Consider the following 25199-nt stretch of genomic DNA (forward strand, 5'->3'; position numbering starts at 1 on the left):
TGTCGCATCGACGAGCGAGACGGCAAAGACAGCCGACCCGCCCTGCCATTTCCCTCGACTTATTTCCAGGGCTCTACACTGGGAATCTGTCTTAAAGCCGCTGACTTCAGCGGCTTTTTTTTGCCGTAAAAAAGGCCAGGAACACCCCACAACATTGGCCGTTCAGACTGACCCAAAGGAGCTCCCCCGGTGAAAACCGCGCTGACATTCACCCCGTTATTCCTCGCGATTGCAGCAACTATCTCCCCTATCGCCCATGCCGCAGACACCCCTCCCACCGACGGATTCGTCGAAGGCTCCAGCCTCAATATCAACACCCGCAACTACTACATGAATCGTGACCGCCGCGACATTCACACCGACGACAGCAAAGAGTGGGGCCAAGGCTTCCTCGGGGTCTTCGAGTCCGGTTACACCCAGGGCACCGTGGGTTTCGGCCTGGATGTGCATGGCATGCTCGGCCTGAAACTGGACGGCGGCGGCGGTACGGACGGCTCCAGCATCCTGCCGTACGGCAGCGGCAACGGCAAAGCGCCGGGCTCGTTTTCCACCGGTGGCGGCACCTTGAAAATCCGCGCTCTGGATACCGAATTCAAAGCCGGCGATCTGTTCCTCAACAACCCGGTAATTGCCGGCGGCATGACCCGCATGCTGCCCGAGACCTTCCGTGGCGTCAGCCTGACCAACCACAGCCTCGACGGCTGGATGTTCGAAGGCGGCCAGGCCAGCTTTGCCAAGCTCTACAACCAGAGCGGCCACGGGCGCATCGGCACCAGCTATGGCGCGCTGCCCACGGGCCAGGACAGCCAGCATATGAACTGGGCAGGCGTGGCCTGGAGCGGTCTGCCAGGGCTGACCAGCAACCTGTACGCCTCCGAACTCAAGGACGTGTGGAACCAGTACTACTACGACCTGGACTACACCTACGCGGTCAATGACCTGGTCAGCCTCAACCCGGGCCTGCACTTCTACCATACCCAGGACACCGGCAATGCCTTGCTGGGGGATATCGACAACAACACCTACAGCCTGCATTTCACCGTGGGCGTGGGCAATCACAGCGTCATGGCCGCCTACCAGCGGGTCAACGGCAACACGCCGTTCGACTACATCGCCCAGGGCGACAGCGTGTACCTGGACAACTCCCAGCAATACTCGGACTTCAACGGCCCCAACGAGCGCTCGTGGAAGCTCAAGTACGCCTATGACTTCGCCGGGCTCGGCGTCCCTGGCCTGACGTCAGCGGTGTCGTACATCAGCGGCAAGACCGACCTGACCAAAGTCGACCCCAACAGCCGCGGCTACTCGGCCTGGTACAGCGCCGACGGCAAGAACGCCAAGCACTGGGAGCGGGATATCGACCTCAAGTACGTGGTGCAGGGCGGCAAGGCCAAGGACCTGGCGGTGCGCCTGCAATGGGCGACCAACCGGGGCAGCAATGGCTACTCGGCGGTGGACCGCGATGTGGATGAGTACCGGGTGATCGTCGACTACCCGATCAATGTGTTCTGACGGCCAATTATCTTTTTTGCCGATGAGCTAATTTCAGGCGCGCGGAACTAAACTGCCCTCATCGTCACCGCCGAAGTCCGTCCGATGAGTCAACGCCGCGCCCTTAACCTGCCTGCACGCCCGGAGCTTTTGCTGATTCTGGGCAGTGGCCTCACCGTCACCCTGATCCTGATCATCGTCGCCGTGCTGCTGATCCGCGAACATGCCAGCACGCTGCAGACCGCCCAACGGTCTACCAGCAATATCACCCAACTGATCAATGCCGATGTGCTGCGCAACGTCGAGCTCTATGACTTGGCACTGCACGGCCTGATTGAGGCGGCCGGCAAGGACTTGTCGGGACTGCCGGCGGATGTGCGGCATCAACTGCAATTCGACCAGTCCACCGCAGCCCCCTATAAAGGTGAAGTCCTGCTGCTGGACGCCCAGGGCGCGGTGCTTGCCGACTCGTCGACGCTGACCCCAACCCGACGTAACTTCGCCAACCGCGACTACTTCCAGGTCCATCAACAGAACCCCGAGGCCGGACTGTTTATCAGCCGCCCGTTCAAGATCCATTGTCAGTGCGAGCAGGTCTGGCGTATCGCCTTCAGCCGCCGCGTGACCGGGCCCGACGGCGAGTTTGCCGGGGTGGCCGTGGCGACCATGCGCCTGGCGTATTTCGACCAACTGTTCAGCAGCCTGACCATCGGCAACGGTAACACCATCAACCTGCTGAACAACCAGGGCATCCTGCTGGCCCAGCACCCCGTGCTCGAACAGGACATGATCGACAAGGACCTGAGTTCACTCCCCAACTTCAAGCGCATGCTGAAAGAAGGCAGCGGCAGCTTCCGGGCCATCTCTGCGATCAGCGGTACGCCACGGCTGTATACCTTTACCAATGTGGGGCGGTTGCCATTGATCGTGGTGGTGGCGTTGGCCAGCGACGATGTGTTCGCCGCCTGGCAGCGCGCCGCGTGGCTGACGGCAGGGGCCACCGGGGTGTTGTGTGTGGGCCTGCTGTGGCTGAGCTGGATGTTGCGCCTGGAGCTGCGGCGCCGCTATCGCGCCGAGAAGGTGCTGTCAGAACTGGCAGCCACGGACGGCCTGACCGGCCTGGCCAACCGCCGGACCCTCGACCAGCGCTTGGCTCTGGAATGGGAGCGCGCCCGCCGCTCGACCGAGCCCTTGTCTGTGCTGATGATCGACGTCGACCACTTCAAGGCCTTCAACGACCGCCATGGCCATCAGGGGGGGGATGAAGCCTTGCGCAGCGTGGCGCAGGTGATCGGCCGCCAAATCCGCCGCCCGGCCGATCTGGCGGCACGTTACGGCGGCGAAGAGTTTGCGGTGATCCTGCCGCATACCGATGCCAGCGGTGCCAGGACGATTGCCGAGCATATCCGCCAGGGGATCCAGCACTTGCCGCCGGTTGCCGGTGATAGCGAGCCTATTACGGTGAGTATCGGCCTGAGCACCTGGGACAAACGCAGCAGCGCGTCATTGGAGGAGTTGCTGCTCAGTGCTGACCGGGCATTGTATGAGGCGAAAAATAGCGGGCGTAACCGCGTCGTCGATGCGGCCCTGGTGAGGTAGTGGTTGCGTACCTATTGTGGCGAGGGAGCTTGTCACCGCAGGTCTGTTTTGCGCCTTGATTGAACATTGGCGGAGCCACAAACCACCGCCATAAAAAAAGGCCACCCGAAGGCAGCCTTTAAAAACTAAAGAAAGAGAGTTGTTACTTACACCGCCGCAACGGGACGCATGTAAGAGATCGGTGCGGTGCTGGCATCTTCGAAGGTCACGACTTCCCAAGCATCTTTCTGCTCAATCAACTTGCGCAGGAGCTGGTTGTTAAGTGCATGGCCCGACTTGAAGCCTTTGAACTCGCCTATCAGGCTATTGCCCAGCAGGTAGAGGTCACCAATTGCATCGAGGATCTTGTGCTTCACGAATTCGTCTTCATAGCGAAGGCCGTCTTCGTTCAGTACACCATCCGCGTCGACCACGATGGCGTTTTCAACGCTGCCGCCGAGTGCGAGGTTGTGCTTGCGCAGGTACTCGATGTCACTCATGAAACCAAAGGTACGGGCGCGGCTGACTTCTTTTACGAACGAAGTGCTGGAAAAATCCACGCTTGCACTTTGGGTGCGGTCACGGAATACCGGGTGATCGAAATCGATCTCAAAGCTCACTTTAAAGCCTTCGAACGGGACGAAGGTGGCGCGCTTGTCGCCGTCTTCTACTGTCACTTCCCGCAGAATGCGAATGAACTTCTTGGCTGCGTCCTGTTCTTCCAGGCCGGCAGATTGAATCAGGAATACGAAAGGTCCAGCGCTACCATCCATGATCGGGACTTCAGACGCGGAGAGCTCGACGTAGGCGTTATCGATGCCCAGGCCAGCCATGGCCGAGAGCAAGTGCTCCACCGTGTCCACTTTGACGTCACCGTTGACCAATGTGGTCGACATGGTGGTTTCGCCAACGTTTTCCGCGCGAGCAGGAATCTGCACCACAGGGTCCAGGTCGGCACGAACAAACACGATGCCGGTGTCGACAGGTGCGGGCTTGAGAGTCAGGTATACCTTCTCCCCGGAGTGCAGACCTACACCTGTGGCACGGATAATATTCTTCAGGGTGCGTTGTTTAATCATGGCTTGGACCGCTTCAGCGCAAATTGCGAACTGGTATCAACAAAGGCTGGCGATAATAGCAGACCAGACCTTTGCTGAACACCAATCACCTTCATAGCCCTGATACATTCCATTAATCGGCCTGACGACGCAGGAAAGCCGGGATGTCCAGATAGTCCAGATCATCTTGCGGATTCGGGCTACGGGACGCCGCAGCACCGGCCTGGGCCTGGTTGCGCATCACGGTCGGACGATCCAGATCACGGTAGTTCACCGACGGCAGTTCCTGACGAGCAGGTGCTGGAGCGGCGGCCGAGGCCTGGCTGGTGTGCACGGTATTGTCGATAACCTTCACCGGTTTCTCGATTTTAGCGCCCAGACCCGTGGCAACCACGGTCACATGCAGCTCGTCGCGCATGTCTGGATCGATAACGGTACCGACCTTGACCATCGCGTGCTCGGAAGCGAAGGCTTCGATGATGCTACCCACGTCGGAGTACTCACCCAGGGACAGGTCAGGACCGGCGGTGATGTTCACCAGGATGCCGCGTGCACCTTGCAGGTTCACGTCTTCGAGCAACGGGTTGCGGATGGCCGCTTCGGTCGCTTCACGTGCACGGTTAGGACCGCTGGCGCAGCCAGTGCCCATCATTGCCATGCCCATTTCGCTCATGACCGTGCGTACGTCGGCAAAGTCGACGTTGATCATGCCCGGACGCTTGATGATGTCGGAGATACCGCGAACGGCACCGGCCAGTACGTCATCGGCCTTGGCGAAAGCCGACAGCAGGCTGGCGTCTTTACCGAGGATGGTCAGCAGTTTCTCGTTGGGGATGGTGATCAACGAGTCAACGCTTTCAGACAGCAGACGGATACCTTCGTCGGCGATCTGCATACGCTTGCGGCCTTCGAACGGGAACGGACGGGTCACGACAGCGACCGTCAGGATCCCCATTTCCTTGGCTACTTCAGCAATGATTGGCGCCGCACCGGTACCGGTACCGCCGCCCATGCCGGTGGTGATGAACACCATGTTGGTGCCTTGCAGCACTTCGGCAATACGCTCGCGGTCTTCCAGGGCGGCTTGACGGCCGACTTCCGGATTGGCGCCAGCGCCCAGGCCCTTGGTCACGGCTGTGCCCAATTGCAGGATGGTCCGCGCGCCGATGCTCTTCAGCGCCTGGGCATCAGTGTTGGCGCAGATGAATTCAACGCCTTCAATGTTGCTCTTGACCATATGATTGACAGCGTTGCCGCCGCCACCGCCGACACCGATTACTTTAATAACCGGGCTTGCGGGGATGTTGTCTACGAGTTCGAACATTTTCCCTCTCCTTTCATTTCTCTAGTTTTTTCGCCTACTACTTTGAAACGGTGTTGCGGTAAATCTTTAGAAATTGCCTTTCACCCAAGCCTGCAGGCGCTCCAGCAACGGCGCTTTGGGCTCGTCACTGCTATAGCTTTCGCGGCTGCCAATGCCCGACAGGGAAATGCCGTCGGTCTGCTTTTGCAGGCCGTACAACAGCAAGCCCACACCGGTGGAATAAATCGGGTTGCGCACCACGTCGCCCAGGCCCTTGACGCCATGGGGCACGCCCAGGCGGACCGGCATGTGGAAGATTTCCTCGGCCAGTTCGACCGCGCCTTCCATCTTCGAGGTGCCACCGGTCAGCACGATGCCGGCCGGGATCAAATCTTCGTAGCCGCTGCGACGCAGTTCAGCCTGGATCAGGGTGAACAGTTCGTCGTAGCGCGGCTCGACCACTTCGGCCAGGGCCTGGCGCGACAGTTCACGCGGTGGACGGTCGCCCACGCTCGGCACCTTGATGGTCTCGCCGGCACCGGCCAGCTTGGCCAGGGCGCAGGCGTAGCGGATCTTGATTTCTTCGGCGTACTGGGTCGGTGTCCGCAGGGCCATGGCGATGTCGTTGGTCACCTGGTCGCCGGCAATCGGGATCACCGCGGTGTGACGGATCGCACCTTCGGTAAAGATCGCGATATCGGTGGTGCCGCCGCCGATGTCCACCAGGCACACGCCCAGCTCTTTTTCGTCGTCGGTCAGGACCGAGTAGGCCGAGGCCAACTGCTCAAGAATGATGTCGTCGATTTCCAGGCCGCAACGACGCACGCATTTTTCAATGTTCTGTGCGGCATTCACGGCGCAGGTCACCACGTGGACCTTGGCTTCCAGGCGGACGCCCGACATGCCCAGGGGCTCACGTACGCCTTCCTGGTTATCAATCACGTAGTCCTGCGGCAGGGTGTGCAGCACACGCTGGTCAGCCGGGATCGCCACGGCCTGGGCAGCGTCGAGGACGCGCTCAAGGTCGGCCGAGCTGACTTCACGGTCGCGGATCGCCACGATGCCGTGGGAGTTCAGGCTGCGGATGTGATTGCCCGCCACGCCGACGAATGCCGAGTGAATTCGGCAGCCCGCCATCAGTTGCGCTTCTTCGATAGCGCGCTGGATCGACTGCACGGTGGATTCGATGTTGACCACCACGCCCTTCTTCAGGCCCCGGGACGGATGCGTGCCGATTCCGACGATTTCCAGCGTGCCGTCGTCCGCGACCTCGCCTACCAGCGCCACCACCTTGGAGGTGCCGATATCGAGACCGACGATCATTTTGCCGCTTTGCACGTTTGCCATGGGTCCTGCCTCTTCTTAATTCTTCGCGACAGCGGGTTGCGCTGCCGTGGGCGCAGCCGGTTCGCGCCAGCTAACGGCCAGGCCGTTGGCGTAACGCAGGTCGATGCTCGCAATGTTCGTAATCTGTTCTTTCAGGGTTTTGTCGTAGATGGCGATAAAGCGGCGCATCTTCTCCACCAAGTGGTCGCGTCCCAGCAACAACTCGATGCCCGGGCCGGAACTGCCTGCCCCGGTGGTCAGGAACCAGCTGCCCCGCTCGCGCAATTCCAGGCGCGCAATGGAGAAGCCCAGTGGCCGCAGCATCTGGCTCAACGCCTGGTACTGCTGCATCACTTGTTGTTGCGCCCGTTGCGGCCCGAACAACTGCGGCAAATGCTCGTAGTTGGCCAGCTCACGCGGGTTGAACGCCTGGCCCTGGTTGTTCAACAGCGCTTCGTCACCCCAACGGGCCACGGGCAGTTGTTCTTCCAGGCGGATCGTCACTTGATCCGGCCACACGCGCCGTACTTCGGCGTGGGCAATCCACGCCATCTGCTCCAGTTCGGCACGCATGCCTGCCAGGTCGATGGTGAAGAAGCTCGCCGCGACAAAAGGCGCGATCCGCTGCTGCACCGCTTGCTGGCTGATGTAGCTCAAGTCGCCCTGCACGCTGATCTTGGTGATGGGGCGGTCGGCATACGGCAACAGGCGCTGCGCACCTTCATAGGTGCCAAAGCCCAACGCCACCAACAGCACCGGCCAGAACAGGGCCTTGAGAAAACCAAAGTTGGCTTTCGGCAGGCGCGCCGACATCGGCTCTTTAGCCACCATTCGACTGGCACCACGCGGCACCGGCTTGCGGCCGGGAGCGGGTGGCTGATGGCGAAGCGATGCGCCTTGCATGGTCTTAACCTCGTGCCTCTTCATTACCGGCCACATTACCGGCCACATAACTGGCGGCCAGGATCGCCAGCACCAACTGCTGGAAGTCCAGGCCGGCTGCGCGTGCAGCCATGGGGACCAGGCTGTGGTCGGTCATGCCCGGTGCGGTGTTGACTTCAAGGAACCAGAAGTTCCCCTGGTCATCCTGCATCACGTCTGCCCGCGCCCAACCGGCGATACCCAACGCCTCACAGGCTTTCGCTGTGAGGTCCATCAATTCCTGCTCTTTGGTTGCATCGAGGCCGCATGGGATCCGGTACTGGGTATCGGAGGCCAGGTACTTGGCGTCGTAGTCGTAAAAGGTATGGGGGGTGCCCAGCGCGATAGGCGGCAATACCTGGTCACGGAGGGTCGCGATGGTGAATTCGGGACCGGAGATCCACTGTTCCACCAACACTTGCGAATCGTAGGTACTTGCCGCTTTCCATGCGTCGATCAATTCGGCGGCCGAGTTCACTTTAGCCATGCCGATACTGGAGCCTTCATGGGCTGGTTTGACGATCAAAGGCAGGCCCAGTTCCTTGGCCGCAGAAATACAATCGTCTTCGCTGCACAAAACGCTGTGACGCGGCGTCGGAATGCCCAGGCTGTGCCACACCTGCTTGGTGCGCAACTTGTCCATGGCCAGTGCCGAGGCAAGGATGCCGCTGCCGGTGTAAGGGATCCCGGCGCACTCCAGCAGGCCCTGCATGCTGCCGTCTTCACCGCCACGGCCGTGAAGAATGATGAAGGCTCGGTCGATCTTCTCGGCCTGCAGGCGAGCGAGGAAGTCATCGCCCACGTCGATACCAAAGGCGTTCACACCGGCACTTTGCAGCGCTTGGAGCACAGCATTGCCGGACTTGAGCGACACTTCGCGCTCAGCGCTCTTGCCGCCGAACAGTACCGCCACGCGGCCGAAGTCGGCAGGCGCGATGGTGGAGAACAGGGAGCCGTAGTTGGTGGTCATTTCGACTTCCCCTGGGCAGGCGCGGCAGCAAACAGCGGGCTCGCGAGCAATTTAGGGGCAAGGCCGCCGATATCACCGGCACCCTGGCACAGCAAGATGTCGCCGGCACGCAACAGCGGCTTGACGACCGGCGCCAGGTCCACGCCGCGCTCGATATAGATCGGGTCCAGTTGCCCGCGCTGACGGATGCTGTTGCACAGCTTGCGGCTGTCGGCGCCGGGGATCGGTTCTTCACCGGCCGGGTAGACTTCCATCAACAGCAGCACGTTGGCATCGGCCAATACATTTACGAAATCGTCGTACAGGTCACGGGTGCGGCTGTAGCGGTGCGGCTGATAGACCATCACCAGGCGACGCTCCGGCCAGCCACCACGCACGGCCTTGATCACGGCCGCGACTTCGGTCGGGTGGTGACCGTAGTCATCCACCAGCATCACGTCGCCGCCGTCTACCGGCAGGTGGCCGTAGACCTGGAAGCGCCGGCCCACACCGGCAAAACCCGACAGGCCTTCGACGATGGCTTCATCGCTGACGCCCTCATCGGTGGCGATGCAGATGGTCGCCAGGGAATTGAGCACATTGTGGTTGCCCGGCATGTTCACCGAGACGTCCAGCGGCTCGCGATCCGGGCGCAACACGGTAAAGAAGGTCTGCATGCCTTGCTGACGTACATTGATCGCGCGCACGTCGGCGTCTTCGCTGAAGCCATAGGTCACGGTCGGACGCTTGACCAGCGGCAGGATTTCGCGCACTACCGGATCGTCCAGGCACACCACGGCCAAACCGTAGAACGGCAGGTTATGCAGGAACTCGACGAAGGTTTTCTTCAACTTGTTGAAGTCGCCGTCGTAAGTCGCCATATGGTCGGCGTCGATATTGGTGACCACGGCCACCAGCGGCTGCAGGTGCAGGAAGCTGGCATCGCTTTCATCGGCTTCGGCAATCAGGTAACGGCTGGTACCCAGTTGTGCATTGGTACCTGCTGCATTCAGCCGGCCACCGATCACGAAGGTCGGGTCCAGGCCGCCGGCGGCAAATACCGAAGCGATCAGGCTGGTGGTGGTGGTCTTGCCGTGGGTACCGGCGACGGCGATGCCGTGACGGTAACGCATCAGCTCGGCCAGCATCTCGGCGCGGGGCACCACGGGAATACGGCGTTCAAGGGCGGTGGCCACTTCCGGGTTGGAGGTGTTCACGGCACTGGAGACCACCAGTACATCGGCCTGCGCGGCGTTCTCGGCACGGTGGCCGATAAAGATCTGTGCGCCAAACGATTCCAGGCGCTCGGTGACCGGCGAGGTCTTGAGGTCGGAGCCGGAGACCTGGTAACCCAGGTTCAGCAACACCTCGGCGATCCCGCACATGCCCACGCCGCCGATACCGACGAAGTGGATGCGACGGATACGGCGCATTTCCGGTTGCGGCATGGCTTTTTGATTCTCAACCATGGGCCACCTCCAGGCAGATATCGACCACGCTACGGGTGGCGTCGGGTTTGGCCAGGCGGCTTGCGGTGCTCGCCATGCTGTTCAGTCGTTCGGGTTGCATCAAAACCTCAGTCAGGCGTGCGGCCAGATCGGCGGCGCCAGTCGTTCTTTGCGGCAGCAGGAAGGCAGCGCCCTCCCCGGCCAAATATTCGGCGTTGCGGGTCTGGTGATCGTCGATCGCATGGGGCAAAGGCACCAGCAAGGACGGCAGACCGGCAGCAGCCAGTTCACTGACGGTCAACGCACCTGCGCGACAGACCACCAGGTCGGCCCAGCCATAGGCATGGGCCATGTCTTTGATAAAAGGCTCTACAGTCGCCTCGACACCGGCCTCGCGATAGCGGGCGGCAGTCACTTCATCGTGGTTCTTGCCTGCCTGATGGAAAATCTCGGGACGCAGTTCCACAGGCAGTTGCGCCAGCGCCTCCGGCAGCAGCTTGTTCAGCGGTTCGGCGCCCAGGCTTCCGCCGAGGATCAGCAGGTGCGCCTTGCGCCCGGTCAGGGCCTGGCGGGCAATGTCCATAAACAGCTCGGTACGCACCGGGTTACCGGTGGTGCGGCGCTTGTCCATGGCTGCAAACGTATTCGGGAATGCCTCGCAGACTCGCGCCGCCAATGGCGCCAACAGGCGGTTGGCAGTACCGGCCACAGCGTTCTGCTCGTGGACGATCACCGGCACACCGGCCAATCGCGCGGCCACACCGCCGGGACCGGTGACATAGCCACCAAAGCCCAGCACACACACCGGCTTCAACTCACGGATAACCTTGCGCGCCTGCCACACCGCCTTGAGCAACACGAACGGCGCCTTGAGCAGGGACAATTTGCTTTTGCCGCGCAGGCCGCTGACGTTGATCAGGTGCAGGGGCAAGCCGGCCGCCGGAACCAGTTCATTTTCGATGCCACGGGGCGTACCCAGCCAATGCACGGTGTAGCCGCGGGCCTGGAACTCACGGGCACAGGCCAGCGCCGGGAACACGTGGCCGCCGGTGCCGCCCGCCATGATCAGCACGTTAGCGCCCATGGGTCGGCTCCTCGGCAAAATCGCTCTCGCTGAATTCCATCTCTTCGCTGCCCAAATGGGTTCGACTCTCCCACTCGATACGCAGCAACAAGCCGAGACAGGCACAGCAGATCACCAACGAGCTGCCGCCATAACTGAGGAACGGCAGGGTCAGGCCCTTGGTCGGCAGCAGGCCGACGTTCACACCGATGTTGATCAGGAACTGGCCGATCCACAGGAAGGCCAGGCCGTAAGCCACATAGGCGGCAAAGAATTGTTTGGCTTTCTCGGCCCACAAGCCGATGTACATGGCCCGCACGCAGACGAACACGAACAGCCCGACGGTGGCCAGGGAGCCGACCACGCCCAGCTCTTCGGCGAGTACCGAGAACACGAAGTCGGTATGGGCTTCCGGCAGGTAGAACTGCTTCTGCACGCTGTTGCCCAGGCCCACGCCCAGCCACTCGCCGCGACCGAAGGCGATCAGCGCCTGGGTCAGCTGGTAGCCGGAGCCGAACTGGTCAGACCAGGGGTCGGTAAAGGTGATCAGGCGCGCCATCCGATAGGGTTGCGCCTGCACCAGGATCGTCACGGCCGCCACGGCGAGCCCGACCATCAGGGCAAAGCGGAACAAGCCCACCCCGCCGAGGAACAGCATCGCAGCAGCGGCGCCCATCATCACCACGGTGGCGCCGAAGTCCGGCTCCATCAGCAACAGACCGGCCATGGGCAGCAGCACGATGAATGGCTTGAAGAAGCCCATCCAACTTTCCCGCACTTCTTTCTGACGACGCACCAGGTAGCCCGCGAGGTAAATCACCACGAACACCTTGGCGATTTCCGAAGGCTGCACGTTGAAGGCACCGAAGCCAATCCAGCGCATCGAACCGTTCACCTCACGGCCGATGCCGGGGACGATTACCATCACCAGCAGGCCGAAGGCACCGAGCAGCATCAGCCAACCCAGGCGCTGCCAGGTGGCGATAGGAATCATCATGGTGACGATGCACGCACCGAGGCCGATCACCAGGTAAATCAGGTGGCGGATCATGTGGTACAGGGTGTTACCCGACTGTACGGCGGCCACTTCCGAGGAGGCCGAGGTGATCATCACCAGGCCCAGGCCCAGCAGCGCCAGGCAACCGGCGAGCATCGGGAAGTCGAGGTCGATCCCGCGCCCGGTAATGATCGGCGACGGGTACGGCTTGATAATGTTCTTCAGGTCCAGACTCATGCCAAGCCCTCCACGGCACGGGCGAACAATTGGCCGCGCTCTTCGTAGTTCTTGAACATGTCGAAACTGGCGCACGCCGGCGACAGCAGCACGGCATCGCCGGGCTGGGCCAGGGCGCGGCATTGGGCGATGGCGTCGTCCAGGGAGGTGGCGCGCACTTGCGGCACTGCGTCGCCCAGGGCAGCGGCGATCAAGTCGCTGTCACGGCCCATCAGCACCACGGCACGGCAATGAGCAGCCACCGGGCCCTTGAGGTCCTTGAAGTCGGCACCCTTGCCGTCGCCACCGGCGATCAGCAGGAGTCTGCCGTCGATATCGGCACCCAGGCCTTCGATGGCGGCCAGCGCGGCGCCGACATTGGTGGCCTTGGAATCGTTGTAGTAGCTCACGCCATCCAGGTCGCGCACCCACTGGCAGCGGTGCTCCAGGCCGGCAAAGGTGCGCAGGCTCGACAACATCGCGTCGAACGGCAAGCCGACCGCATGCCCCAACGCCAGGGCCGCCAGGGCATTGGACTGGTTGTGGGCGCCACGGATTTTCAGTTCACGAACCGGCATCAGGTTCTGGAATTCGAAGGCCAGGTATTTCTCGCCATTCTCTTCACGGATACCAAAGGCCTTGAAATCGGGTTTGCTCAGGCCGAAGGTCCAGCATGGCAAGCCCTCGCCCATCAGCGGACGGCTCAGGGCATCCTGGCGATTGACCACCACTTGCCGCGCACCACGGAAGATCCGGTGCTTGGCCAGGTGATAAGCCGGCAGGCCGCTGTAGCGGTCCATATGGTCTTCGCTGACGTTCAACACGGTGGCCACTTCGGCGCCGAGTTGATCGGTGGTCTCCAGCTGGAAGCTCGACAGCTCCATGACATACAGCTCGATATCGTCGCTGAGCAAATCCAGCGCCGGCGTACCGAGGTTACCGCCCACGGCCACGCGCTTGCCGGCCGCAGCCGCCATTTCGCCGACCAGGGTGGTGACGGTGCTCTTGGCGTTGGAACCGCTGATCGCAACGATGGGCGCCTTGGCGTTACGCGCAAACAGCTCGATATCGCCGGACAACTTCACGCCACGCGCCGCTGCCGCTTGCAGGGCCGGAGTCGCCAGGGCCAGGCCAGGGCTCACATAGAGCTCGTCGGCACGGCACAGAAACTCGACATCCAACTCGCCACAACGCACTTCCACGTGCGGGTAGTCACGGCGCAGCGTGACCAGCTCCGGTGGATTTTCCCGCGTATCGGCCACGGCAAACGACGTGCCCCGGTTCGCCAGGAAGCGAACCAGGGACATGCCGCTCTTGCCGAGGCCGACAACGATGCGGAAGTGGTCTGAAGCGATCAGGGACACTCGTTTCTACCTCAGTTTCAGGGTGGCAAGGCCAACCAGCACAAGAATCACGGTGATGATCCAGAAACGGACGATCACCCGTGGCTCCGGCCAGCCCTTGAGTTCAAAGTGGTGATGAATCGGCGCCATGCGAAACACGCGGCGACCGGTCAACTTGAAGGACGCAACCTGGATCACCACCGACAGGGTCTCCATCACGAACACGCCGCCCATGATGAACAGGACGATTTCCTGGCGCACGATCACGGCAATGGTGCCCAGGGCAGCGCCCAGCGCCAGGGCGCCGACGTCGCCCATGAACACTTGGGCCGGATAGGTGTTGAACCACAGGAAGCCCAGTCCGGCACCGATCAGCGCGCCGCAGAACACAATCAATTCACCCGCGCCCGGTACATACGGGATCAGCAGGTATTCAGCGAATTTCACGTTACCCGACAGGTAGCAGAAGATGCCCAGGGCGCCGCCCACCATCACCGTCGGCATGATCGCCAGGCCGTCGAGGCCATCGGTCAGGTTGACCGCGTTGCTGGAGCCGACGATCACGAAATAGGTCAACACCACGAAGCCAATGCCCAACGGGATGCTGGCATCCTTGAGCATCGGGAAAATCAGGGTGGTTTCCACCGCGCTCGGCGCAGTCATATAAAGAAAGATCGCCGCGCCCAGGCCGAACACCGATTGCCAGAAATACTTCCAGCGGCTTGGCAGCCCCCTGGAGTTCTTCTCGATTACCTTGCGGTAGTCATCGACCCAGCCGATGGCGCCGAACAGCAGGGTCACCAGCAACACCACCCAGACATAGCGGTTGGCCAGGTCGGCCCAGAGCAAGGTGCTGATGCCGATGGACGACAGGATCAACGCGCCGCCCATGGTCGGTGTGCCGGACTTGGACAAGTGCGACTGCGGGCCGTCATTGCGCACGGACTGGCCGATCTGCAGGTTTTGCAGAGTACGGATCATCCATGGCCCCAGAAACAGCGACAAACACAGCGCGGTCAGCACACCCAGGATCCCGCGCAGGGTCAGGTACTGAAAGACCGCGAAGCCTTTGTGGAACTGTTGCAGATACTCAGCCAGCAGCAGCAGCATTAATGTTTCTCCGTACTTGAGCCACACAAGGCCGCGACGACGTTTTCCATCACCGCGCTGCGCGATCCCTTGATCAAAATGGTTGTGTGTTTGTCTTGTTCGGCTACGCCCAGCGCCTGGATCAACTCGGCCTGGCTCGCGAAGTGCCGCGCGCCCAAACCAAACGCGGCGACGGCGTGGGCCATGTTCGGGCCGACGGCGTAGAAGGCGTCGACCTTGCCACTGGCGTAGGCACCCACTTCGCGGTGGGACTGTTCGGCCCAGTCGCCCAGCTCGGCGATATCACCCAGCACCAGCACCTTGCGACCGTCAAAGCCTTTGAGCAGGTCAATGGCCGCGCAGATCGAGGACTGGTTGGCGTTGTAAGTGTCATCAATCACGCGCATGCCGTTGCTCGCCAGTTGCGCCACGGTGCGCCCCTTGACCGGTTGCACTGCGCCCAGGCCGGTAGCAATGCCGAACAGCGACACGCCCAGGGCGTAGGCAGCGGCGGCGGCGGCCAGGGCGTTGGCAACGTTGTGGTTGCCCAGCAGGTTCAATTGCACGTGCTCATCACCTTGCGGGCTGTGCAGGGTGAAGGCCGGGCAGCCACGGGCATCGAGCGTGATGTTCGAGGCATGGAAGTCCGCCGCGGCGTTGTGCACGGCGAAGCTCAAGACCTTGCGCCCGGCGGCACGTACACGCCAGGTTTCGAAGGCCTTGTCATCGAGGTTCAGGACTGCGGTACCGGAAGCGTCCAGTCCCTCAAGGATTTCACCCTTGGCCTGGACGATCTTCTCGGGGCCACCAAACTCGCCAACGTGGGCAGTGCCCGCGTTGTTGATAATGGCGACGTGCGGCCGGGTCATGGCTACGGTGTAGGCAATTTCGCCAATGCGCGACGCGCCCAGCTCGATCACGGCGGCGGTATGTTCCGGCGCCAGTTCAAGCAGGGTCAGCGGTGCGCCGAAATCGTTGTTCAGGTTGCCACGGGTCGCCAGCACCGGCCCGCGCGTGCGCAGGATACCGGCAAGCAGTTCCTTGACCGTGGTTTTGCCACTGGAGCCGGTGATCGCCGCCACCGGATTAGTGAACGCCGCGCGGTTCAACGCGCCCAATTGACCCAGGGCCAGACGGGTGTCGGCCACCAGCAACTGCGGCAGTGTCGCGTCAGTGACTTCACGCTGCACCAAGGCACCGACCGCGCCTTTGGCGGCCACCTCATTCAAATAGTCATGCCCGTCGAAGCGCGGGCCGGCCAGGGCGACAAACAGTTGCCCCGGCTTGATGTTGCGACTGTCGATACTGACGCCGTCGAAGCTGCAATCGCTCGACAACACACGGGCCGACAAGGCCTGGGTCAGTTCGCTGAACTGCATGGCCTTAAGCATGGGCCACCTCCCACGCGGTCAAGGCGCGATCGGCCTCGACCAGATCGGAGAAGGCATGGCGTTCGCCGTTGATTTCCTGGTAGTCCTCATGGCCTTTACCGGCCAGGACCACCACATCGTCAGCGCTGGCGCTGGCGATCAATTGGGCAATGGCCGCGCCGCGACCGGCGACGAAGCTCACCCGAGAGGCGTCTTGGAAGCCTGCGCGGATATCATCGAAAATCTGGCTTGGCGCTTCGCTGCGCGGGTTGTCGTCAGTCACCAGCACACCATCGGCCAGGCGCTCGACGATCTCGGCCATCAGCGGGCGTTTGCCGCGATCGCGGTCGCCGCCGCAGCCGAACAGGCACAGCAACTTGCCCTTGGCGTGAGGGCGCAGGGCTTCGAGAACTTTTTCCAGGGCATCCGGGGTGTGGGCATAATCGACCACCACCAGCGGCTGCGTCCCGCCCCCCAGGCGCTGCATACGCCCGGCCGGGCCTTCAAGCTTGGGCAATACACGCAGGATTTCGTCCAGGGCGTAATCCAGGCCCAGCAAGGCGCCGATGGCCGCGAGGACGTTGCTCAGGTTAAAGCGACCGAGCAAGGCACTGCGCAAGTGGTGCTCGCCCTGGGGCGTGACCAGCGTCGCGAGTACACCTTCATCATTGAACTGGGCTTCGCGGCAATACAGGCAGGCGCTGGAGTCTTCCAGGCTGTAGCTGATCAGGCGCGCTTCGCTTTTTTCTGCGGCCAGTTGGCGCCCGAATGCATCATCGAGGTTCACGACGCGGCACTTCAGATCGGTCCAGCCGAACAGCTTGGCCTTGGCGGCGGCGTACGCCTCCATGCTGCCGTGGTAGTCCAGGTGGTCGCGGGACAGGTTGGTCATCACTGCCACGTCGAACGCCAGGGCGGTGACCCGGCCCTGGTCCAGGCCATGGGACGACACTTCCATGGCCACGGCCTTGGCCCCGGCCTTTTTCAAGTCGGCCAGGGTCGCCTGCACGGCAATCGGGTTCGGTGTGGTATGCAGTCCGCTTTGCAGCGCGCCATAGAAACCGGTGCCCAGGGTGCCAACGATGCCGCAGTGCTGGCCCAGCAGATCCAGCGCCTGGGCCACCAACTGGGTGACACTGGTCTTGCCGTTGGTGCCGGTGACGCCAATCAGGTTGAGCTGGCGGCTCGGGTCGCCATAAAAACGCCCGGCGATATCCGACAACTGCGCCGCCAGGCCCTTGACCGGAATCAACGGCACATCGGTAATCGGTAATACAGTGGCGCCTTCGACTTCGTAGGCCACCGCCGCCGCGCCGCGCTGCAGGGCGTCGGCGATATGGGCACGACCATCGAACTTGCCGCCCGGCACAGCCAGGAACAGGTCGCCAGCACGTACGTTACGGCTGTCCAGACTCAGTTCGCGAATCAACAGATCGCGGCCAGCGTGGGCGAAAATCTTGTTCAGGCTAAGAGACATCAGCCGCGCCCTCCATTGGCTTTTACAGCAGCGACCGGTGGTCCGGCGTTGGCTTGTTGGGTCGGCGGCAGGTTGTCCGGCGTGATGTTCATCAAACGCAGGGTGCCGGACATGACTTTGCTGAATACGGGGGCCGAGACCAGGCCACCGAAGTAGCCGGCTTTGCTCGGCTCATCAATGACCACGACGATGGCGTAACGCGGATCGCTCATCGGGCCGAAGCCAGCGAACAGCGAGCGGTAGGAGTTTTCGGCATAGCCCTTGGTGCCCACCGACGTCTTCCGTGCGGTACCGGACTTGCCGGCCACGTGATAGGCCGGGACCTGGGCACGGAACACGCCGCGTGGCGCCTCGATCACTTGTTGCAGCATGGTCTGCATGGTCTTGGCGACGTTTTCCGGGATGACCTGTTCGGATTTCGGCGCTTCGTCCAGGTGGATCAGGCTCAACGGCGTCATGCGGCCATTGTTGGCCAGCACGGAAAAGGCGTGGGCCAGCTGGATCGCGGTCACCGACAGGCCATAGCCATAGGACAAGGTCGCGGTCTCGGCCTTGCGCCACTCACGGTAGTTGGGCAGGTTGCCGACGCGCTCGCCCGGGAAGTCCAGGCCGGTAGGCTGGCCCAGGCCGATCCTCTGCGCCAGGTGGTAGATGTTTTCGCCGCCGATATCAAAGGCGATTTTACTCATGCCGACGTTACTGGAGTTGATCAGGATGCCGGTCAGGTCCAGCACCGGGCCTTCGCTGCGGGACACGTCGCGAATGGTGTATTTGCCCAACTGCAGGGTGCCCGGATAGACCTCGACCTTGTCGGTCGGCTTCCAGCGCCCGGATTCCAGGGCCGCACTCATGGAGATGGCTTTCATGGTCGAACCCGGCTCGAACACGTCGATCATCGCGCGATTGCGCATCATCGCCGGTTGCAGGTTGCGACGGTTGTTCGGGTTGTAGGTCGGCTGGTTGACCATGGCGAGGATCTCGCCGGTCTTCACGTCCATGATCACCAGGCTGCCGGCCTTGGCGCCGTTCTCGATGATCGCATTGCGCAGCTCGCGGTTGGCCAGGTACTGCAGGCGCAAGTCAATCGACAACGCCAAGGGCTTACCGGCCTTGGCGTTTTTGGTGACCTGGACATCCTTGATCAGTCTGCCGCGCCGATCCTTGATGACCTGCCGCTTGCCGGGAACCCCGGCCAGCCACTCGTCGTAGGCCAGCTCCACCCCTTCGCGGCCATGGTCATCAATGTCGGTGAAGCCGACCATGTGGGCAGTGGTCTCGCCGGCCGGGTAGAAACGCCGAAATTCCTCGATGCCGTAGACACCGGGGATTTTCAGGTCGAGCACGCCTTGACCCTGTTCCGGGGTCAGGCCGCGAACCAGATAGATGAATTCTTTGCTGGCCTGGGCTTCAAGACGCTCTTTAAGGGCCTTGGGATCCTGGCCGAGGGCGTGGGCCAGCTCGGTCCATTTGTCCTTGAACCCTTGCAGTTCCTTGGCGTTGGCCCACAGCGTAGTCACCGGTGTACTGACAGCCAGGGGTTCACCGTTACGGTCGGTGATCAGCCCGCGGTGCGCAGGAATCGGGATATGACGCAGGCTGCGGGCATCGCCCTGGCCGATCAGGAAGTCGCGATCCACCACTTGCAGGTCGACGATGCGCCAGACAATCGCACCCACCATCAACGCGAGCAAGCCCAGCACGACGCGGAAGCGCCACGGGTAGAGTGCGCCTTCGAGTTTCATCATGGCGCCACCATGCGGACTTCCGCCGCGCCAGGAATGTGCATCTTCAGCTGTTCGGAGGCCAGCACTTCGATGCGGCTATGGGCCGTCCAGGTGCTTTGTTCAAGAATCAACCGGCCCCACTCCGCCTGGGCCTTGTCGCGCACACTCAATTCGCCGTACAGGCTATTGAGCAGCTGACGGTTCCAGTGGGCGCTGTAGGACACCGCAATTGCAGACACCAGTACGCCGACGTACAGCAGCATCATAAAGAAGCTGCCGCCCGGCAGGGGCTTGGCGAAAAGCTTGCTCACCGCAACTTCTCCGCAACACGCATGACGGCGCTGCGAGCACGTGGGTTGGCCTTGAGTTCGGCTTCGGAAGCGAACTGCGCTTTGCCATGGATTTTGATTTTCGGCACAAAGGCTTCGAAACGTACCGGCAGGTTGCGCGGCAGGTTGTCGGTTTCGCCCTTGACCAGACGACGCATGAACAGTTTGACGATGCGGTCTTCCAGGGAGTGGAAGCTGATCACCACCAGACGACCGCCCACTTCCAGGGACTCCAGGGCAGCCTCGAGGCCAGCCTCCAGGTCGCCCAGTTCGTTGTTGACGTGAATGCGCAGGCCCTGGAATGCACGGGTCGCAGGGTTCTTGCCCTTCTCCCATGCCGGGTTGGCGACTTTCAGCACTTCGGCCAGGTCGGCGGTGCGTTCGAACGGCTGGATTTCCCGGCGCTCTACCACGGCACGGGCCATGCGGCCGGCGAAACGCTCTTCGCCGTATTCCTTGAATACGCGGGTGATTTCTTCGTGGGGCGCGGTGGCGATGAACTGCGCGGCGCTGATGCCACGGCTCGGGTCCATGCGCATGTCCAGCGGACCATCATTCATGAAACTGAAACCGCGCTCAGGGTCGTCCAACTGCGGCGACGACACGCCCAGGTCCAGCAAAACCCCGGCCACCTTGCCCGCCATGCCCCGCTCGGCGACTTCCGCGCCCAACTCGGCAAAGCTGCGCTGCACAACGACAAAGCGGCCGTCTTCGGCCGCTAGCGCTTGCCCGGTGGCAATCGCCTGGGGATCCTTGTCGAACCCGAGGAGTTTGCCCTCCGGGCCAAGCTGGCTGAGGATCAACCGGCTATGCCCGCCGCGCCCGAACGTGCCATCCAGATAGCAGCCATCAGGGCGCACGGCGAGAGCCTCGACGGCTTCGTCAAGCAGCACGGTGATGTGGTTAAAGCCGCTATCAATAGTCACAGGATCAAATCACGCAGTTCATCAGGCATGGCGCCCGGTTGTTGAATAGCAGCCAGGTCAGCTGCAGACACAGCATCCCAGGCATCTTCGTCCCACAATTGGAACTTGTTCAGTTGGCCTACCAGCATCGCGCGCTTATCCAGCTTGGCGTATTCGCGCAGACGCGGTGGAACCAGGAAACGACCACTGCCATCGAGTTCGAGGTCGACGGCATTACCAATCAGCAGGCGTTGCAAACGGCGGTTTTCTTCACGCAACGAAGGCAGAGCGCGCAACTTGGTTTCAATCAACTCCCACTCATCGAGGGGGTAAACACACAAACAAGGGTCAACGGCATCAATCGTGATGATTAACTGCCCGGAACTTCGCGAAATGAGCTCGTCACGATACCGGCTCGGCATGGCGAGACGGCCTTTTGCATCGAGACTGATAGCGTTAGCTCCGCGAAACACAGGTGCGTTTCTCCAAATTTTAGCGTTTTACGTTCAAAAAACCCACTTTGTGCCACTTTCCGCCACTTGCGCACACTATAGGAATGCGCCTACCACACCGTCAAGGCGCGGATTAAAGGAAAAGCCTTACAGAACGGAGATTTAGGAGCGTAAAAGGAGGAGAAACGAGAGTTCGACGATGTTTTTGACTCAACAAACGCAAATAGCTCAAAGAGCTAGAGCTTGAGCTTAAAGTAATTTATTAAGAGTAAGATTTTTTCGGTATTACGAAGACGCATCTGCCAATGATTTGGCAGGGAGGGATTCTTGCGCTACTACCTGGTTTCTGCCCGAGACTCGTGCAGAGGGAAAAAGGTGGAGAGTCGATCTATAAGCCGGGTTCTGTCTTGAACAGTCATTCGTCTACGATGGCCATCACTGGACATCTTTAGCAACCTACCCGGTTCCAGCGCGGGCCACGCCTTGGAACCCTATTTGGTCTTGCTCCAAGTGGGGTTTACCTAGCCACGAACTGTTGCCAGTCGCGCGGTGCGCTCTTACCGCACCTTTTCACCCTTACCGGCACCGAAGTGCTTAGGCGGTTATTTTCTGTGGCACTTTCCGTAGGCTCACGCCCCCCAGGCATTACCTGGCACTTCGCCCTATGGAGCCCGGACTTTCCTCCCCCCCCTAATTTTCATAGAGGGCAGCGACTGTCCAATCGACTCTCCGCCGCGAAGGTTAACGGCACGGCGGCCTTAGAACAAGTATTAAAAGACAGCATTGCCATCATGTTCCGACGCCGTGCAGGTTAAACCCTGGAACTATTCGCTCTTTTGCTTATCAAGCGCGGCCTGATACAGCACGTTCTTGCGCACACCGGTGATTTCTGCGGCCAGGGCTGCGGCGCGCTTGAGTGGCATTTCCTTGAGCAGCAGGTCCAGCACGCGCATGGCTTCACTGCCCACGGCATCTTCAGTCTCTGGCGCGGCCCAGCCCGCGACCAGCACGACGCATTCGCCACGCTGCTGATTGCTGTCACCCTCGACAAACGCGCGCAGCTCTTCCAGCGGCAGGCCCTTGAGGGTTTCAAAAGTCTTGGTCAGCTCCCGTGCCAGCAAGGCCAGGCGTTCGCCACCGAAGACCAGCTCCATATCTTGCAGGCACTCGAGGATACGGTGCGGCGCCTCGTAGAAGATCAGGGTGCGCGGCTCTTCCTTTAACAGTTCCAGACGCGCCCGGCGCCCCACGGCCTTGGCCGGCAGGAAACCTTCGAAGATAAAGCGGTCGGACGGCAAGCCCGCGGCTGACAAGGCGGCAATCAACGCACACGCCCCGGGAACCGGGACTATATTGATGCCCGCCGCCCGGGCCTGACGGACCAGGTGGTAACCAGGGTCGGAGATCAATGGCGTACCGGCATCGGAAATCAACGCCACGTCATCGCCCGCGAGCAGGCGGGTAATAAAGCGACTGCCCTCGTCACGCTCATTATGCTCATGGCAGGCCGCCAGGGGCGTGGTGATGCCAAAGTGCTGCATCAGGCGCAGCGAGTGCCGGGTGTCTTCCGCCGCAATCAACTTGGCTTCGCGCAACACTTTCAGCGCCCGTGCGCTGATGTCGTCCAGGTTGCCAATGGGCGTCGCCACCACAAAAAGCGAGCCAGCAGTGGAATTCAAAGGACCTGGAGCAGTCAAAGCGCACACCTCAAAGATTGGCAAAAGCCATATTGTAGCGCGTAGACGTCAAGAAAATGCGCCAACGGGGTCGTGTCCATCGGGTCTGTTTGCTGCGGTTACTGACGCCCTGCAACATTTAAACGATCTAAATAGACGGTTTCACGCCAGTAACATCGCGCCCGGGCCAGTGCTTGGGTACAATTCCACGCTAATTTGATCGGTATCAGGAACACTTACATGATCGCTTGCCTGCGGCTGTTCTCCGCCCTTTGCCTGGCTGCCCTGTTGGCGGCTTGCGCAAGCTCGCCCTCGTCAAGCCTTGGCGAACTCCCACGGACCCCGGATGCCACCATCGAGCAACTGCTCGAACAGGCGACTTCGGCCAAGACTCCAGAAAAAGCTGCACTGCTGCGCCTGAGCGCAGCGGACATGGCCTTCCACCAGAACAATCCTGGGCGCTCCGCGCAGATCCTCGCGCAAGTGCCGCTGGACAGCCTCAAGCCGGCCGCCCAGGTCTTCGCCAGCACCTTGACTGCAGAACTGGCCATGGGCCGCAACCAGCCCAAGGCTGCGTTGACCGCGCTGAGCCATCCGAGCCTGCAAAACCTCAAGGAGTTGCCGCCGGAACAACAGATCCGCACTGGCAGCGTGCATGCCCGCGCCTATGAAGCCGACGGCCAGACCCTGGCCGCAGCCCGCGAACGCGTGGCCATGGCCCCGTTGCTGACGGGCGATGCTGCCGCCAGCAACCACGAAGCCATCTGGAGCCTGATTGCCGCCGTACCTGGCGAGCAGTTGCAGGCCAGCGGCAATCCGGTCCTCGACGGCTGGATCAGCCTGGCCCAGGCCGTGAAGAACGCCGGCACCCTGGAGCAGCAGCAAGCCGCCATCGACACCTGGCGCGTGCAGAACCCTGCGCACCCGGCGGCGGTGCAACTGCCGACGCCGCTGACCAAGCTCAAGGAACTGGCCAGCCAGCCGCTGAATAAAATCGCCCTGCTCTTACCGCAGCAAGGCCCGCTGGCCAGCGTGGCCAGGGCCCTGCGCGAAGGTTTCATGGCCGCGCACTACCAAGCGCAACAGGCCGGGCAGAAGCCACCTGTCATCGAGTTCTATGACAGCTCGCGCGTCAGCTCCATCGATGAGTTCTACAAAAAGGCCCAGGCTGATGGCGTGCAACTGGTGATCGGCCCGCTGGAGAAGCCGCTGGTCAAGCAACTCAGCGCCCGCCCGCAACTGCCCATCACCACCCTGGCCCTGAACTACAGCGAGGGCGACCAAGCCCCTGCGCAACTGTTCCAGTTCGGCCTGGCTGCCGAGGACGAAGCCCGTGAAGTGTCGCGCCGTGCCCGCGCCGATGGCCTGCACCGCGCAGCGGCCATGGTGCCAAAAGGCGAGTGGGGCGACCGTGTGCTCAAGGCCTTCCGCCAGGACTGGGAAGCCAACGGCGGCACCCTGATCGGTGTCGAACATGTCGACCAGCCTGTGGCCCTCGCCCAGCAGATCGCCGACCTGTTCAAGCTGCGCCAGAGCGAAGGCCGCGCCAAGAGCCTGCAAAGCACAGTCGGCACTGACATCGCGGCACAGCCATCGCGTCGCCAGGATATCGAGTTCATCTTCCTCGCCGTGACACCGCAACAGGCCCAACAGATCAAGCCGACGCTGAACTTCCAATACGCGGGCGATGTGCCGGTATATGCCACTTCCCACGTGTTCAGTGCCAGTGGCGACAAGAACCAGTACAACGACATGAACGGCATTATGTTCTGCGAAACGCCGTGGCTGCTCAACACCACCGACCCGCTGCGCAATCAGGTTGCTACACAATGGCCACAAGCCAATGGCAGCCTGGGCCGCCTCTATGCGATGGGTGTGGACGCCTACCGCCTGGCGCCACGCCTGGGTCAACTCAAGGCGCTGCCCGACACCCGCATCGACGGCCATTCCGGCAACCTGGGCATGAGCCCGAGCCAACGGATCGAACGCCAGATGCCGTGGGCCAAGTTTGTCAGTGGCCAGATCGAACGCTTGCCCGATACCCCGCGCTGATGCCCCCACGCTCCAGCGCAGAAACCGGCAAGGATGCCGAACAACAAGCACTTGAACACTTGCAGCGACAAGGTCTGCGCCTGCTGGCGCAGAACTGGTTGTGTAAACGCGGCGAGCTTGATCTGGTCATGCTTGACGGCGATACAGTAGTATTTGTCGAAGTCCGCTACAGAAAATACGCACAATGGGGTGGTGCGCTCGCCAGTATCGACGAGCGCAAACGTCAAAAGCTGATACTCGCCGCGCAGTTTTTCCTGCTCAGTGAACGTCGCTGGGCCGACTCCCCCTGCCGTTTCGATGTGGTTGCCATAGAAAGCAGCCCCCACGGAACCGCTGGTCTGAACTGGCTGCGCAACGCCTTCGACGGCTGAGCGCCACCGGCACAGATCGGACATCTTCACCGCACACTTTTGCTCTTTGCTTTGCGGGCTG

21 protein-coding genes and 1 other RNA gene are annotated in these 25199 nt (G+C 61.7%); 4 read left to right on the forward strand and 18 right to left on the reverse strand.

The window, feature by feature from the left end:
* The first annotated feature begins 189 nt into the window (after positions 1–189).
* Together PSH73_RS21365 and PSH73_RS21370 are read left to right on the forward strand one after the other, a co-directional pair.
* A complete protein-coding gene (locus tag PSH73_RS21365; protein WP_120734125.1) occupies positions 190–1512 on the forward strand; it encodes an OprD family porin in 1323 nt (440 codons plus the stop codon).
* 84 nt (positions 1513–1596) lie between these two features.
* Positions 1597–3090, forward strand: a complete 1494-nt coding sequence (locus tag PSH73_RS21370; protein ID WP_120734126.1) for a sensor domain-containing diguanylate cyclase — start codon at positions 1597–1599, stop codon at positions 3088–3090.
* 146 nt (positions 3091–3236) lie between these two features.
* On the opposite strand, the gene lpxC is transcribed toward PSH73_RS21370, so the two are convergent.
* From lpxC to rsmI, 18 genes are all read right to left on the reverse strand, one after another.
* A complete protein-coding gene (lpxC, locus tag PSH73_RS21375; protein WP_029297841.1) occupies positions 3237–4148 on the reverse strand; it encodes a UDP-3-O-acyl-N-acetylglucosamine deacetylase in 912 nt (303 codons plus the stop codon).
* A 112-nt stretch (positions 4149–4260) separates the two neighbouring features.
* Positions 4261–5451: a cell division protein FtsZ gene (gene ftsZ, locus PSH73_RS21380; protein ID WP_057444456.1), complete on the reverse strand. Its 1191-nt coding sequence runs from the start codon at positions 5449–5451 to the stop codon at positions 4261–4263.
* A gap of 66 nt (positions 5452–5517) precedes the next feature.
* Positions 5518–6777 (reverse strand): cell division protein FtsA, encoded by a 1260-nt coding sequence (gene ftsA, locus PSH73_RS21385; protein ID WP_029297837.1) that lies wholly within the window; start codon positions 6775–6777, stop codon positions 5518–5520.
* 15 nt (positions 6778–6792) lie between these two features.
* The gene (locus PSH73_RS21390; RefSeq protein ID WP_057438185.1) at positions 6793–7659 is read right to left on the reverse strand and encodes a cell division protein FtsQ/DivIB; all 867 of its coding nucleotides are present in this window, start codon (positions 7657–7659) and stop codon (positions 6793–6795) included.
* 4 nt (positions 7660–7663) lie between these two features.
* On the reverse strand, positions 7664–8647 hold the full coding sequence (locus PSH73_RS21395; RefSeq protein ID WP_057958506.1) for a D-alanine--D-alanine ligase: 984 nt from the start codon (positions 8645–8647) through the stop codon (positions 7664–7666).
* Positions 8644–10095: a UDP-N-acetylmuramate--L-alanine ligase gene (murC, locus tag PSH73_RS21400; RefSeq protein WP_057958505.1), complete on the reverse strand. Its 1452-nt coding sequence runs from the start codon at positions 10093–10095 to the stop codon at positions 8644–8646. The genes PSH73_RS21395 and murC overlap by 4 nt, the downstream gene beginning before the upstream one ends.
* Positions 10088–11158, reverse strand: coding sequence for an undecaprenyldiphospho-muramoylpentapeptide beta-N-acetylglucosaminyltransferase (gene murG, locus PSH73_RS21405; protein WP_057438181.1), 1071 nt, complete (start codon positions 11156–11158; stop codon positions 10088–10090). Before murG ends, murC begins: the two co-directional genes overlap by 8 nt.
* Complete coding sequence (gene ftsW / locus PSH73_RS21410) at positions 11148–12371, reverse strand: putative lipid II flippase FtsW (protein WP_057958504.1); 1224 nt, start codon at positions 12369–12371, stop codon at positions 11148–11150. Before ftsW ends, murG begins: the two co-directional genes overlap by 11 nt.
* A complete protein-coding gene (gene murD / locus PSH73_RS21415; RefSeq protein ID WP_120734127.1) occupies positions 12368–13714 on the reverse strand; it encodes a UDP-N-acetylmuramoyl-L-alanine--D-glutamate ligase in 1347 nt (448 codons plus the stop codon). The genes ftsW and murD overlap by 4 nt, the downstream gene beginning before the upstream one ends.
* 6 nt (positions 13715–13720) lie before the next feature.
* Positions 13721–14803 (reverse strand): phospho-N-acetylmuramoyl-pentapeptide-transferase, encoded by a 1083-nt coding sequence (mraY, locus tag PSH73_RS21420; protein WP_057958502.1) that lies wholly within the window; start codon positions 14801–14803, stop codon positions 13721–13723.
* Positions 14803–16173, reverse strand: coding sequence for a UDP-N-acetylmuramoyl-tripeptide--D-alanyl-D-alanine ligase (gene murF / locus PSH73_RS21425; RefSeq protein ID WP_120734128.1), 1371 nt, complete (start codon positions 16171–16173; stop codon positions 14803–14805). The genes mraY and murF overlap by 1 nt, the downstream gene beginning before the upstream one ends.
* Positions 16166–17629 (reverse strand): UDP-N-acetylmuramoyl-L-alanyl-D-glutamate--2,6-diaminopimelate ligase, encoded by a 1464-nt coding sequence (locus tag PSH73_RS21430; RefSeq protein ID WP_305461332.1) that lies wholly within the window; start codon positions 17627–17629, stop codon positions 16166–16168. Before PSH73_RS21430 ends, murF begins: the two co-directional genes overlap by 8 nt.
* On the reverse strand, positions 17629–19371 hold the full coding sequence (locus PSH73_RS21435; RefSeq protein ID WP_162947807.1) for a penicillin-binding protein 2: 1743 nt from the start codon (positions 19369–19371) through the stop codon (positions 17629–17631). Before PSH73_RS21435 ends, PSH73_RS21430 begins: the two co-directional genes overlap by 1 nt.
* Complete coding sequence (ftsL, locus tag PSH73_RS21440; protein ID WP_057438173.1) at positions 19371–19664, reverse strand: cell division protein FtsL; 294 nt, start codon at positions 19662–19664, stop codon at positions 19371–19373. The genes PSH73_RS21435 and ftsL overlap by 1 nt, the downstream gene beginning before the upstream one ends.
* Positions 19661–20608, reverse strand: a complete 948-nt coding sequence (rsmH, locus tag PSH73_RS21445; RefSeq protein ID WP_029297816.1) for a 16S rRNA (cytosine(1402)-N(4))-methyltransferase RsmH — start codon at positions 20606–20608, stop codon at positions 19661–19663. The genes ftsL and rsmH overlap by 4 nt, the downstream gene beginning before the upstream one ends.
* The gene (gene mraZ / locus PSH73_RS21450) at positions 20605–21060 is read right to left on the reverse strand and encodes a division/cell wall cluster transcriptional repressor MraZ (protein WP_003171868.1); all 456 of its coding nucleotides are present in this window, start codon (positions 21058–21060) and stop codon (positions 20605–20607) included. The genes rsmH and mraZ overlap by 4 nt, the downstream gene beginning before the upstream one ends.
* Before the next feature lie 354 nt (positions 21061–21414).
* Positions 21415–21768, reverse strand: an RNA gene (rnpB, locus tag PSH73_RS21455) — RNase P RNA component class A.
* A gap of 95 nt (positions 21769–21863) precedes the next feature.
* Positions 21864–22736, reverse strand: a complete 873-nt coding sequence (gene rsmI, locus PSH73_RS21460; RefSeq protein ID WP_057958498.1) for a 16S rRNA (cytidine(1402)-2'-O)-methyltransferase — start codon at positions 22734–22736, stop codon at positions 21864–21866.
* 219 nt (positions 22737–22955) lie between these two features.
* On the opposite strand from rsmI, the gene PSH73_RS21465 reads away from it, so the two are divergent.
* Both PSH73_RS21465 and PSH73_RS21470 read left to right on the forward strand, forming a co-directional pair.
* Entirely contained in the window at positions 22956–24767 is a 1812-nt protein-coding gene (locus PSH73_RS21465) for a penicillin-binding protein activator (protein ID WP_057958497.1), read from the forward strand.
* Positions 24767–25138, forward strand: coding sequence for a YraN family protein (locus PSH73_RS21470; protein WP_198818409.1), 372 nt, complete (start codon positions 24767–24769; stop codon positions 25136–25138). The genes PSH73_RS21465 and PSH73_RS21470 overlap by 1 nt, the downstream gene beginning before the upstream one ends.
* Positions 25139–25199 lie beyond the last annotated feature (61 nt).

The organism is Pseudomonas sp. FP2294 (assembly GCF_030687625.1).
Classification (GTDB): Bacteria; Pseudomonadota; Gammaproteobacteria; order Pseudomonadales; family Pseudomonadaceae; genus Aquipseudomonas; species Aquipseudomonas shahriarae.